Source organism: Roseovarius nitratireducens, assembly GCF_002925845.1.
Classification (GTDB): domain Bacteria; phylum Pseudomonadota; class Alphaproteobacteria; order Rhodobacterales; family Rhodobacteraceae; genus Roseovarius; species Roseovarius nitratireducens.
In genome coordinates this window covers 177,914-189,858 of sequence record NZ_PDNI01000058.1, presented here as the reverse complement: position 1 = coordinate 189,858, position 11,945 = coordinate 177,914, and the positions used below count along the sequence as shown (strand labels likewise).

The following is an 11,945-nucleotide window of genomic DNA, read 5'->3' as shown; positions in this document are numbered from 1 at the left end:
CCCTGTCGGGCCATTCGGCACGGCAACGGGCGAGCGTGCGGTCCCCACGCGGGGGGCCAATCGGTCTGTTCAGCCGCAGGGATTGCGATCCAACGGATACCTGAAACAGCGAATCTCGTGGCAAAACCCGGGGTATCGCACCGGGATCGCCTCATGTCACAGTAAAGCCACCGGCGGTGAAAACACAATGGCCAAAATGCGTGCGCGCCCTCAGCCGAGGTAATCGGCGCGGCTGAGCGCATATTTTGCCATCTTTTCGTTGAGGGTACGGCGCGGCAGGCACAGCTCGTCCATCACCGCCTGCACCGAGCCCTTGTGGCGGCGCATGGTGTTGTCGATGAGCATCCGCTCGAACGCCTCGACATATTCCTTGAGCGGCTTGCCCTCGGTCGTCATCACCGGCTGCATGTCCTCGTGATCGGACATCAGAAGCGACGTGAGCGTACCTGTGCCGCGCCGCGCCTGGAGCACGGCGCGCTCGGCGATATTGAAGAGCTGGCGCACGTTGCCGGGCCACGGCGCCTGCAGGAGTTGCGTGGCTTCCTGCGCGCTGACCTGCGGGGCGTCGCAGCCGTAATCCTCGGCGAACTGTTCGACGAAGCGGATGAACAGCGTCAGGATATCCTCGCCGCGCGCGCGCAGCGGCGGCACCGTCAACCGCAGGCTGGCCAGCCGGTAGAACAGATCGGGGCGCAGCGCATCCTCGCAGGTGCGCCCCTCGTCCTGCATGTTGGAGATGGCGACGATGCGGGTTTCGGGCGGGGTGCCCTCCTCGTTGAGAGCGGTCAGCATCCGCGCCTGTACCGTGTCGGACAGCGCCTCGACATCCTCGAGCACGAGGGTGCCGCCGCGCGCCTCCTCGACAGCGGGCAAGCGGTTGTCGCAGGACTCGACCGGGCCGAACAGGCGCCGCGCGAGCGCATCTTCCTCGAAGGCGGCGCAGGAGAGCGTGACGAAATTGCGCCCCGCGCGGTTTCCGGCGGCGTGGAGCGCGTGCGCCACCAGCGTCTTGCCGGTGCCGGTCTCGCCCTCGATCAGGACATGGCCGTCGGCCTGCCCGAGATCGAGGATATCCTCGCGCAGCCGCTCCATCGCCGGCGAGGTGCCGATGAGCTTCTTCATCAGCGTGCTGCCGTCCGACAGGTCACGCCGCAGCGACCGCGCGTCGAGAACGAGACGGCGTTTCTGCGAGGCTTTCTTGGCGAGTTCGGTCATGCGGTCGGGGTTGAACGGTTTTTCCAGGAAATCAAAGGCACCTAGGCGCATCGCCTCGACCGCCATCGGCACGTCGCCGTGGCCGGTGATCATGATCACCGGCAGGGTCGAGTCGCTGCCCATGAGGCGGCGCAGAAATTGCATCCCGTCCATGCCCGGCATCCGGATATCGGTCACCACGATGCCGGGATAGTCCGGGCCGAGTTGCTTGAGCGCGTCCTCGGCGCTGGCGAAGGTTTCCGTATCGAAGCCCGACAGCGCCAGCCACTGGCTGATGGACTGGCGCATGTCACGTTCGTCGTCGACGATGGCAATCTTCATGGCAGATGGCATGGCACTTTCACTCCGCGGCTCTGGTCTCTTCGGGCAATATGGGAAGCTGCATCTCGAATACAGCCCCCCCGCCCTCGGCATTGCGTGCCGTCAGGCGGCCTCCGAGGTCGTTGACGATCCCAGAGGAAATGGCAAGGCCCAGCCCGACCCCGTCGCCGGGCAGCTTGGTGGTGTAGAACGGCTCGAACAGCTTTTCGAGATCGTCGATGCCGCCGCCATTGTCGCGCACGGTCAGCACCGCAGTGTCGCCCGCCACGAGCAGGATGTCGATGGCCGCGTCCTCGGTGTTCTCGGTGGCGTCGAGCGCATTGCGCAGCAGGTTGACGATCACTTGCTCGATGCGCACCTGGTCGCCCATCACCATCACCGGCTCCGACGGCAACGTTCGGGTGATCTGCACCTTCCTCTTGCGCAGTTGCGGCTCCATCATCGCCAGCGCCGAGGCCAGCGCATCGCCAAGATTGACAGGGGCAAAGCTGTCGCCGGAATGGCGCGCGTAAGATTTGAGCTGACGTGTGATCGCCCCCATCCGCTCGATCAGGTCGTCGATGCGCTGGAACGACACGAGCGCCTCGTCCGGGCGGTTGCGGCGCGAGAGCAGTCGCGCACCCGCGAGGTAGGTTTTCATCGCTGCGAGCGGCTGGTTGAGTTCGTGGCTGACAGCCGCCGACATCTCTCCCAGCACCGCGAGCTTGGAGCTTTGCTGGAGCGTCTGTTCGGCCTGCGCGAGGGTCTCCTGCACGCGCCTGCGCTCGGCGATTTCCCGCTGAAGCCGGGCGTTCAATGCGCGAAGCTCTGCCGACTCGCGCTGGAAGAGCATCATCCGCGAGGTGGCGCGACGATTGAGATAATAGAAGGCCAGCGCCATGAGAATCGCGAATCCCATGATTTCGAGCGCGATGTAGCCGTTCACCTTGTCGCGCACCGTGGCATAGGTTGTGAAACTCGCGATGCGCCAGCCGCGGAAAGCCACCCGCCCCTCGACGCGCATCACCGCCTGCCCGCTCAGATAGGCGTCGGCGGGCAGTGCCGTCCAGTCGGCGGTGGCCTCGATGGCGCGTTCGATCGCGCTGTCAGCAGGTTCGTGCGCAAGCGCCTCCGCCTCGGTGAGCCCGCGCCAGCGCGGTTCGGTCGCGAGCACGATCACGCCCTCGCTGTCAGTGACCATCACCGCATCGGAAATGCCCGCCCAAGCGCTCTCGAACTTCTGCAGGTCCACCTCGACGAGGATCACGCCAAGCACGCCGGACGACCCCTCGATGCGCCGCGAATAGAAGAAACTGAACTGTCCCGCCTCCTGCCGCAGCACCTTGAACACGGTGTCGCGCGCGCGCATGGCGTCAACGAAATAAGGCGCCTGGCGCAGGTTTGTCCCGAGGCGGGTGCGCTCGGTTGCGGCCACCACGCGCCCGTCCTTGTCCAGAAGCGTCAGCGAGGCGGCGCCAATCTCGTCAAGAAAGGAGATGAGGCGCTGTGTGGATCGCGCGTAGTCCTGGCTACCCAGCGCGGAGATCAGCTCGGGATCGCGGGCCAGAAGCTGCGGCACGATGGCGTTCTGGCGCAACTCGCTCAGCAGGTTGCCGCTGTAGAGCAGCAGCCGCAGCTCGGCGCGGTTGCGCGTGTTCTCGGTGAAACGGTCGGTGAGCAACCGGTGCGTGGTCAGCACCACCACCACCGCCACCAGGAACAGCCCCGCAAGCACCAGCCGCGCACGCCACGGGATGGTGCGCGGGCGCGGGGTCGGATCGGGGCGGTCGGACGTTGTCATTGCCCAAGTCTAGAGCGCACGCGCCTAGCCCTCAAGCGTCACGCGGGTGCGAGCGCCCCCATCAGCCCCGCGAACATGGCCGCGCCGTCGCTGCCGCCGTGGGCGGGCTCGGCCATCCGCTCGGGGTGGGGCATCATGCCCAGCACGCGGCGGTTTTCCGACAGGATCCCGGCGATGTCGCGGGCCGATCCGTTGGGATTGTCGGCGTAGCGAAAGGCAACGCGGTCCTCGGCTTCGAGCCGGTCGAGCGTGGCCGTGTCGGCGAAGTAATTGCCGTCGTGATGGGCCACGGGCACGGTGATGATGCTGCCCGCGTCGTACCCGTGCGTGAATACGCTCTGGTTTGTGACGACCGTCAGGTCCACCGGCTTGCAGATGTATTTCAGCCCCGCGTTGCGCAGCAGCGCGCCGGGCAGCAGGCCCGTTTCGGTCAGGATCTGAAAGCCGTTGCAGATGCCGAGAACATGCCCGCCCCGGTCGGCATGGGCCACCACCGCGCGGCAGATCGGCGAATTGGCCGCGATCGCGCCGCAGCGCAGGTAATCGCCGTAGGAAAAGCCCCCCGGAACGCCGACGATATCGACGCCTGCGGGCAGCGCCGTGTCCTTGTGCCAGACCATCGAGACCCGCGCCCCCGCGCGCTCGAAAGCCACGGCAAGATCGCGGTCGCAGTTGGAGCCGGGAAAGACGATGACGGCGGCGTGCATGACAAGAGCCCTCTCATGGATGCTGTGCCGCCGCTCTAGCGCGCGGCGGCGGGCTTGTCCATCGCGCGGGTGACGGTGCCGGTCAACGCTTCGCGCGGATCACTTGCAGGAGCGGCAGGACGCGGGCCATGTCGGGCCCGTGCGCCTGCCCGGTCAGTGCCTTTCTCAGCGGCATGAAGAGGCCCTTGCCCTTGCGTCCCGTCGCCTCCTTGACCGCCGCGGTCCACTTGCCCCAGGTCTCGTTGTCATGCGGCCCCTCGGGCAGCAGCGCCATTGCCTCGGCGATGAACTCCCGGTCGTCTTCGTCGATCGCCGGCTCTGCCCCGTCGCGGAACATGATCCACCAAGCCTCCAGGTCACCCAGCGTGGAGATGTTCTCGCGCGTGACCTCCCAGAATTGCGGGCCGAGGGCCTCGGGCACGCCCAGCGCCGCGATGGTCCCCGCCACCTCGTCGTAGGGCTTCGCCGCGACGATCCGGGCGGTGAGCGGAAACAGGTCGTGCTCGTCGAACTTGGTCGGTGCCGCGCCGAACCGCTCGATGTCGAAACCCTCGATCAGCTCTGCCATGTCGCTGCGCAGCTCCACCGGATCGGCCGAGCCGAGCCGCGCCATCAGGCTCAGCAGCGCCATCGGCTCCACCCCCCGCGCGCGCAGGTCGCGCAGGGAAAGCGTGCCGAGACGTTTCGACAGCGCCTCGCCCTGCGGCCCGGTCAGCAGCGAGTGATGCGCGAATTGCGGCGGCGTGCCGCCCAGCGCCTTGATGATCTGGATCTGCGTCGCGGTGTTGGTCACGTGGTCCGACCCGCGCACCACGTGGGTCACGCCCATTTCCACGTCATCCACCACCGAGGCCAGCGTATAAAGCACCTGCCCGTCGCCGCGAATGAGCACCGGGTCCGAGACCGAGGCCGCGTCGATGGACACCTCGCCAAGGATACCGTCCTGCCAGACGATCCGCTCGTGATCGAGCTTGAACCGCCAGACGCCATCGCCGCGCTCGGCGCGCAGCGCGGCCTTTTCCGCGTCCGAGAGGCTCAGCGCGGCGCGGTCATAGACCGGCGGGCGGCCCATGTTGAGCTGTTTCTTGCGCTTCAGGTCCAGCTCGGTCGGCGTCTCGAACGCCTCGTAGAACCGGCCCATGTCGCGCAGCCGGTCGGCGGCTGCGGCATAGCGGTCGAGCCGCTCGGATTGCCGCTCCACCCGGTCCCAGTGCAGGCCCAGCCATTCGAGATCATACTTGATCGCGTCGACATATTCCTCGCGCGAGCGCTCCGGGTCGGTATCGTCGATGCGCAGGATGAATGTGCCCCCCGCCTTGGCGGCGATGAGGTAATTCATCAACGCGGTGCGCAGGTTGCCCACATGGATGTATCCGGTGGGCGACGGGGCAAAACGGGTGGTGGTCATCGGCGTCTCCTGACTGTGCCGCGGCTTTGTCACAGGGGCGCGCGATTGTCCAGATTGCGGCGGGCGCTCAGCCGTGGGTGGGCCAGGCGTGGTGATCGTCGTCGATCACGAAGGGATGCGCGTGCCTGCGCCCGCCGTGGGCGCGCAGGTGCGGGTGATCGTCGGGCAGATCGGGATGCGTGTGCTCGGGCGCGTCGGGCAGGTTCGCGGGCCACAGCCGCGCCGCCGCGACCAGCCCCAGCCCCGCGACCCCCGCCAGCAGCATCAACGCCGGGCCCATGCCCAGCGCCTCTCCCGCCCAACCGGCCAGCGGATAGGTCCCCAGCCAGCAGGCATGGCTGAGCGCGAATTGCGCGGCGAACACCGCCGGTCGGTCCTCGGCATGGGCCGAGCGCCGCAACAGCCGCCCCGAAGGCGTGAGGATGGCCGAATAGAGAAAGCCGAACACCGCCCAGACCGCGAGAAACACCACCCAGCCCGGCAGCCCGTCCAGCCACAACACCGACCCCGCGACCAGCGCCACCGCCGCGAGGCCCCGCGCGCCCGCCATCATCACCCGCCGGTCGGACAGGTGATCGAGCAGCCGCGGCAGCAACAGCGCCGCCGCCATCGACCCCGCGCCGAACGCCGCCATCGCGATGGCCAGGCCACTCTCGCCGCCGCCCAGCCCGGCGCGCACCAGCACCACCGTGTTGACCAGCACGAAGGCCCCGACCGCCGCCGCCGCGAGATTGAGCGACAAGAGGCCCCGGAGCCGCGGCGTCGCGAGGTAGATGCGCAGGCCCCGCGACAGCCGCTCGCGGAACGGGCGCGCAGCGGCGGCGCGGCCCAGCGCCGGGATCGCCGATAGTGCCACGAGAAGCGTGGAGACGACGAAGCCCGCGAAAGTGCCGACAAACAGCCAGTGATAGCTCAGCACCGCCAGCAACAACCCCGCCAGCGCCGGGCTCAGCAGGTTCTCGAGGTCATAGGCCATGCGCGACAGCGACAGCGCGCGGGTATACTCGCGCTCCTCGGGCAGAATGTCGGGCAGCACCGCCTGGTAGGCCGGGGTAAACGTGGCCGAGGCCGCCTGCAGCACGAAGATCAGGGCGTAGACCTGCCACAGCTCGGTGACGAAGGGCAGGCACAGCGCCACGCCCCCGCGCAGCGCGTCGGCCCCGATCAGCACCGCCTTGCGCGGCAGGCGCAGCGCCCATGCCTGCGCCAGCGGCGAGAGGCCCACATAGGCCACCATCTTGATGGTGTAGGCGGTGCCCAGCACCACGCCCGCGCGTGCCCCCGCGAGATCATAGGCCAGAAGACCCAGCCCCACGGTCAGAAGCCCGGTGCCCAGAAGTGCGACGACCTGCGCGCCGAACAGGCGGGCATAGTTCCGGTTGGCAAAAAGGCTCATCATGGCGGCGACGCTACACGCGTTTAACTGCGCGGAAAACGGCACATTTCGTAGCACGCCGCGGGCCTCTCAATTTTGCGTGAGAGCCACACACCCTACATGCTGACGCGTTACAGTCGATCCAAACCAAACCGACAGGAGGATTCCATGTCACGCGCACCCACCCTCACCCGCCGTTCCATCCTCGCCTCGGCCGCCGCGCTGCCGATGGCGGCCGTCACCGCCCCGGTCGCGCGCGCCGCGGCGCCGATGATGGGCGCCGGTACGACGCGGTTCAACCGCGTGGCGCTCGGCGAGTTCGAGGTCACGACGCTTCTGGCCGCGACCATGCCGCGCCCCGACCCGCATTCGATCTTCGGCCTTAATGTCAGCGAAGACGCGTTCAACGCCGCCTCCGAGGCCGCCAACATTCCGACCGATCAGGCGCAGTTCTTCTTTACCCCCACCGTGGTCAACACCGGCAGCGAGCTGGTGCTCTTTGACACCGGGCTCAACCCCGAGGGCATCACGAGCGCGCTGCAGGCGGCGGGCTACACGCCCGATCAGGTGGACGTCGTGGTCATCACCCATATGCACGGCGACCACATCGGCGGGCTGATGGGCGAGAGCGGCGCAACCTTCGCCAATGCGCGCTACGTCACGTCAGGTGTCGAATTCGACGCGTGGGCGGCGATGGACAACCAGACATTCGAGGCCAAGATGCGCCCGCTGGCCGAGCAGACCGAGATGATCGGCGACGGCGCAAGCGTCGCCTCCGGCATCACCGCGATGGCCGCGCATGGCCACACCCCCGGGCACACCGTCTACATGATCGAAAGCGGGGGCAGGCAACTGCTGCTCGCCGCCGATTTCGCCAATCACTATGTCTGGTCGCTCGGCTATCCCGACTGGGAGGTGAAATTCGACATGGACAAGGCCAGGGCGGTCGAAACCCGCCGCCGCCTGCTGGGTATGCTGGCCGCCGACAAGATCCCGTTCGTGGGATATCACATGCCCTGGCCCGGCACCGGCTATGTCGAGCAGGCGGGCGAAGGATACCGTTACCTGCCGACGAGCTATCAACTGATGCTCTGAGCTGCGGGGGGCCACGGGTGCGGGAGGGATATTTACAAACCCCGCGCCCTGCCCGATAGGACGGGCATGGATCAGGCGCCCCCCTCCCTCGCCGCGTTCGAGCGGCTCGCGCAAAACGCCATCGACGCGCTGCCGCCAGCGTTCCGCGCCGCGGCATCGGAGGTGGTGCTCCTGGTCGTGGACTGGCCGCCCGCGCATCTCCTCGACGAGATGGAAATCGAGGACGCGCGCGATCTCACCGGGCTCTACGAAGGCATCCCGCTGACCGAGAAATCCCACTTCGACCAGCCGCTCGGCCCCGACACCGTGTGGATTTTCCGCGAGCCGATCCTCGAGGAATGGCGCGACCGCGGCAACGTGGCGCTGCCCGATCTGGTGGCGCATGTCGTGGTGCATGAATTCGCCCACCATTTCGGCTGGTCCGACGACGACATCGCCGCCATCGACCGCTGGTGGGAGTGACCGGGCGCCGGGGTGTGGCGCGCTACATCTGCCCCGCCTCGCGCAGCCGGTCCAACCCCGCGCGGATATAGGCGGTGCGCAGCGAGTGCCCGCCCGGATGCAGGCAGAAATCAAGGATCTCACCGCGCGCATTGCGCCAGCCCTCGCAGGTCAGGCCCTCGATCCCCGCGGGCTGTGCCGCGTGGAACCCGCCGAGGCGGCGATACATCGACAGCGCCTCGCGCACGTCGCCCTGCCACGTCTCGCGGATGGCGCGGCCCGTCAGCGGCACCGTGGGGTCGCTCTGGCCGTGGATATGCACGAGGCTCTCCACCGGGGTAGCGCAACGCGCGGGCGGGCGCTGCCAGAAGGTGCCGGCCACGGCGACAAACCCCGCGAATCGCTCCGGCATGGCGCAGGCGAGGTTCCAGATGAGCATGGCCCCGGACGAAAAGCCCGCGCCCATCACCCGGCCCGTGTCCAACGGATACCGCCGCGCGACATCTGCCAGCACCGCCTCGACATAGGCGAATTCGCGGGCCCCGTCGGTGCCCGCGTGGCCGGGTGCGTGGGGAATCACCCAGTCGCGATCCAGCGATTTGAGCGCGATAAGCGCGAGCCCCTCCTCCGCCGCCATGCGGCGCAGGCCGCTATTGCGCATCACCGCCGCCGCCGAGCCGCGATAACCATGCGCGAAGACGATTGCGCCCACCGGCGCGCGCGCGTCCTCGGGCCATGCGATCCGGTAGTGCCGATCACCGATCCGGCAGTCGCTGTCGGCGCCGCAGGCAGCCGCGCCCTGCGCCGCAAGAAGCACCAGAATGAACTGAAAGAAAAAGACAAACCGCATATCGCACCCCGCATGATCCAGCCATGTTGCGACGCATGACATAGCGCCGACAAGTCACATCCGCGTGGCCCCCGGCAATACCTCGCGCAAAGGTGATCGCGAGGAAACGCCCGTGGAAACGATTTGATAACGCTGCGCGCGTTCAATGCACAGGCGATTCAGGATGAAGGACGATCCCGGCATGACACGTTCGCCACTCTCCGCGCTTCTGGTGCTCGGTCTGCTTTGCGCAACCGGGGCAGAGGCTCAATCGCTCAACGAGCTGCGCACGCAGCTTCAGGCGACGTTGCAGCGCAGCCTGGGTCGCTCGATGCTCGGCGGCGCACTTCCCCATGTCGATCTGGCGACCGGCGCGGTCACCCGATACTACCCGACCGAGAACCACGAGATCATCCTCAGGATGGACGACATTTATGTCATGTGCGCCACGCTCGTCTCCGAGAATGGGGACGAGGCGCCGGTGGATTACTACATCGCCGAAAGCGACGGGCGCTTTGGCGTCATCCGGATGGAGATCGACAACCGCGCTCCGCTGCACGCGCTGATGGACGCGGGCCGCGCGGCGCGGCTGGAATGAGCGGCACGCCCATGGCCGCCACCGCCGATCCGCGCACGCCGACGCTGAGCCTGTATCTCAAGCTCACCGCGGTAATGGTGCCTACCTTCCTCGCCTTTGCCGGGGCCGGGCTCCTGTGGCTGAGCGAGCAGAACCTCCTGCGCAGCGAGGAGGCGATGGCGATGCGCATCGGCAACGCCACCGCGCGGCTGGGCGGCGCGCTGGAACGGTTCAGCGACCAGTCGGAGGGCGCGACCGACTGGCGCGCGCCCTATGTCACCGACCTGATGCAGACGCTGCTCGGCGACCCGGCGATCCGCTGCGTCGAGCTGGTCGATCCCGGGACGCAACGCCAGCTTGCCGTGGTGCCCCGGGGATTGGGCTGCAAGGGGGCGGGCGGCGCGCTGACCCTGCCTTACGAGGTGTATTCCTGGCCGATCACCAAGCTGGTGACGCATTTCGACGAGCGCGAGATCGCGACCGTCAAGCGCTATCAGCGGGATTTCCTGCTGCTGCTGCTCGCGGGCGGCATCCTCGTCGCCGCGCTCGCCAACTGGGTGTCGTTCCGGGTGATCGTCGGGCGCCCGCTGCGCGGGCTCTTGTCGCGGCTGGAACGCGCCCGCGCCGAGGCGATCGCGGCGAACGCGGCAAAATCCGATTTCCTCGCCAGGATGAGCCACGAGATCCGCACGCCCATGAACGGCATCCTCGGCATGGCCGACCTGCTGTCGGAAACCCCGCTCTCGCCCGAACAGGAAACCTATGTCACCACCGTGGTGCGCTCGGGCGACGCCCTGCTGGCGATCATCAACGATATCCTCGACTTCTCCAAGATTGAAGCGGGCAAATTCACCCTCGCGCAAGAGCCCTACCGCCTGCGCGAGATCGTCGAGGATGTCGCGCAACTGCTCGCGCCGCTGGCTTCGCGCACGGGGATCGAGCTCTACGCCCATGTCGCCCCCGACCTGCCCGAGGTGATGATCGGCGATGCCGGGCGGCTGCGGCAGGTGCTCATCAACATTGCCGGAAACGCCGTCAAGTTCACGCAGGAGGGCCATGTCGGCCTGACCGTGGTGCGGGGCGGCAAGGACGAGATCGTGATCTCGGTCCACGATACCGGCGCGGGCATTCCCGAGGACCAGCAGGGCCGGATATTCGAGGCGTTCGAACAGGCGGGCGACGGCAGGACCACGCATCCCGGCGGCACCGGGCTTGGCCTCGCGGTGAGCTGGCAGCTCGTACAGCTCATGGGCGGCCGGATCACGCTTTCCTCGCGGCCCGGAGCCGGGTCGTGCTTTGCAATCACCCTGCCGCTGGTGCCCGCCAGCGATGCCGCCGACGCCGCGCGCAACGGGGCCCTCACCTTGCCGGGTGGCACCGCGCCGCTGGTTTGGCTGCTCGATCCGCTGCCCGGGCGGCGCGCCGGGATCGCCGCGCTGCTCGCGCATCACGGGGCGCGGGTGGCCGAGGGCGCGGGGCCGCAGGACATGGCCGCAGACCCGCCCCCCGATCTCTTGGTCATGGACGACCGCGCGTTGGCACCCGCCTGCGCGGCCCGGACACCCTGCCTCGTGCTCGGCGGCGCGGCGCAGGAGGCCCCCGCCGGTGGCGCGGTCCTGCGCAAGCCGCTGCGCGAGCGGCTGTTTCTCGACACGGCGGCGCGCCTGCTCGGGGTAGACGCATCCCCCCGGACCGCCCCGCGCACAGGGGCCGCACCGGGGGCCGAGGGGACCGCGCCGGCCGCAGCCTGGGCCAGCGGCCTGAACGTGCTCGCCGTCGACGACAACGCCACCAACCGGCTGCTGCTCGAACGGTATTTCGCGAATTCCGGTGCCGATCTGCGGCTCGCCGCGAGCGGGACCGAGGCGGTCGCGCTCTACACCGAACACCAGACCGACATCGTGCTGATGGATGTCTCGATGCCCGGCATGGACGGCTACCAGGCCACCGGCCTCATCCGCACCCAGGAGGCGGCGCAGGGTCTGGCCCCGGCGCATGTCGTCGCGGTCTCGGCCAACATCCTGGACCAGCACCGCGAAGCCGCGCGGCTGGCGGGGATGGACGCCTTTCTCGGCAAACCGCTGCGCAAGGCGGACCTCATCGCCCATGTCTCGCAACAGCGCGGGGCGCGCGCGGCCCGCGCCGCCGTGTCAGACCGCCCCGCCCCCGGGATCGGCCACGCCGCCGAATGAGCCGC

Annotated in this window: 10 protein-coding genes; 4 read left to right on the top strand and 6 right to left on the bottom strand. The window is 68.3% G+C overall.

Annotation, left to right across the window (positions count from 1 at the left end; all coding sequences use genetic code 11):
• Positions 1-210 precede the first annotated feature (210 nt).
• The 5 genes from CRJ03_RS10945 to CRJ03_RS10925 form a co-directional block, all read right to left on the bottom strand.
• A complete protein-coding gene (locus CRJ03_RS10945) occupies positions 211-1,548 on the bottom strand; it encodes a sigma-54-dependent transcriptional regulator (protein WP_104018901.1) in 1,338 nt (445 codons plus the stop codon).
• Positions 1,549-1,555: 7 nt separating this feature from the next.
• Positions 1,556-3,316, bottom strand: coding sequence for a sensor histidine kinase (locus CRJ03_RS10940; protein WP_104018900.1), 1,761 nt, complete (start codon positions 3,314-3,316; stop codon positions 1,556-1,558).
• A gap of 38 nt (positions 3,317-3,354) precedes the next feature.
• Positions 3,355-4,023: a phosphoribosylformylglycinamidine synthase subunit PurQ gene (gene purQ / locus CRJ03_RS10935; RefSeq protein WP_104018899.1), complete on the bottom strand. Its 669-nt coding sequence runs from the start codon at positions 4,021-4,023 to the stop codon at positions 3,355-3,357.
• Between the two features lie 82 nt (positions 4,024-4,105).
• Complete coding sequence (gene gltX / locus CRJ03_RS10930) at positions 4,106-5,431, bottom strand: glutamate--tRNA ligase (RefSeq protein ID WP_104018898.1); 1,326 nt, start codon at positions 5,429-5,431, stop codon at positions 4,106-4,108.
• A 67-nt stretch (positions 5,432-5,498) separates the two neighbouring features.
• Entirely contained in the window at positions 5,499-6,830 is a 1,332-nt protein-coding gene (locus CRJ03_RS10925) for an MFS transporter (RefSeq protein WP_104018897.1), read from the bottom strand.
• Positions 6,831-6,974: 144 nt separating this feature from the next.
• Between CRJ03_RS10925 and CRJ03_RS10920 the strand changes: the two genes are divergently transcribed.
• Entirely contained in the window at positions 6,975-7,901 is a 927-nt protein-coding gene (locus CRJ03_RS10920) for an MBL fold metallo-hydrolase (protein WP_104018896.1), read from the top strand.
• A 66-nt stretch (positions 7,902-7,967) separates the two neighbouring features.
• Positions 7,968-8,363 (top strand): metallopeptidase family protein, encoded by a 396-nt coding sequence (locus tag CRJ03_RS10915; protein WP_104018895.1) that lies wholly within the window; start codon positions 7,968-7,970, stop codon positions 8,361-8,363.
• Between the two features lie 22 nt (positions 8,364-8,385).
• On the opposite strand, the gene CRJ03_RS10910 is transcribed toward CRJ03_RS10915, so the two are convergent.
• Complete coding sequence (locus CRJ03_RS10910) at positions 8,386-9,192, bottom strand: CE1 family esterase (RefSeq protein WP_104018894.1); 807 nt, start codon at positions 9,190-9,192, stop codon at positions 8,386-8,388.
• 181 nt (positions 9,193-9,373) lie between these two features.
• Here CRJ03_RS10910 and CRJ03_RS10905 point away from each other — a divergent pair, with 181 nt between their 5' ends.
• Both CRJ03_RS10905 and CRJ03_RS10900 read left to right on the top strand, forming a co-directional pair.
• Positions 9,374-9,769, top strand: coding sequence for a hypothetical protein (locus CRJ03_RS10905; RefSeq protein WP_129590273.1), 396 nt, complete (start codon positions 9,374-9,376; stop codon positions 9,767-9,769).
• The gene (locus CRJ03_RS10900) at positions 9,766-11,940 is read left to right on the top strand and encodes an ATP-binding protein (RefSeq protein ID WP_104018892.1); all 2,175 of its coding nucleotides are present in this window, start codon (positions 9,766-9,768) and stop codon (positions 11,938-11,940) included. The genes CRJ03_RS10905 and CRJ03_RS10900 overlap by 4 nt, the downstream gene beginning before the upstream one ends.
• Positions 11,941-11,945: the final 5 nt, after the last annotated feature.

Excerpts from the sequence above, each read along its gene's own strand:
- CRJ03_RS10900 (WP_104018892.1), top strand. The coding sequence starts at position 9,766 with ATGAGCGGCACGCCCATGGCCGCCACCGCCGATCCGCGCACGCCGACG.
- gltX (WP_104018898.1), bottom strand. The coding sequence starts at position 5,431 with ATGACCACCACCCGTTTTGCCCCGTCGCCCACCGGATACATCCATGTG.
- CRJ03_RS10945 (WP_104018901.1), bottom strand. The coding sequence starts at position 1,548 with ATGCCATCTGCCATGAAGATTGCCATCGTCGACGACGAACGTGACATG.
- CRJ03_RS10925 (WP_104018897.1), bottom strand. The coding sequence starts at position 6,830 with ATGATGAGCCTTTTTGCCAACCGGAACTATGCCCGCCTGTTCGGCGCG.
- CRJ03_RS10940 (WP_104018900.1), bottom strand. The coding sequence starts at position 3,316 with ATGACAACGTCCGACCGCCCCGATCCGACCCCGCGCCCGCGCACCATC.
- CRJ03_RS10910 (WP_104018894.1), bottom strand. The coding sequence starts at position 9,192 with ATGCGGTTTGTCTTTTTCTTTCAGTTCATTCTGGTGCTTCTTGCGGCG.
- CRJ03_RS10905 (WP_129590273.1), top strand. The coding sequence starts at position 9,374 with ATGACACGTTCGCCACTCTCCGCGCTTCTGGTGCTCGGTCTGCTTTGC.
- purQ (WP_104018899.1), bottom strand. The coding sequence starts at position 4,023 with ATGCACGCCGCCGTCATCGTCTTTCCCGGCTCCAACTGCGACCGCGAT.
- CRJ03_RS10915 (WP_104018895.1), top strand. The coding sequence starts at position 7,968 with ATGGATCAGGCGCCCCCCTCCCTCGCCGCGTTCGAGCGGCTCGCGCAA.
- CRJ03_RS10920 (WP_104018896.1), top strand. The coding sequence starts at position 6,975 with ATGTCACGCGCACCCACCCTCACCCGCCGTTCCATCCTCGCCTCGGCC.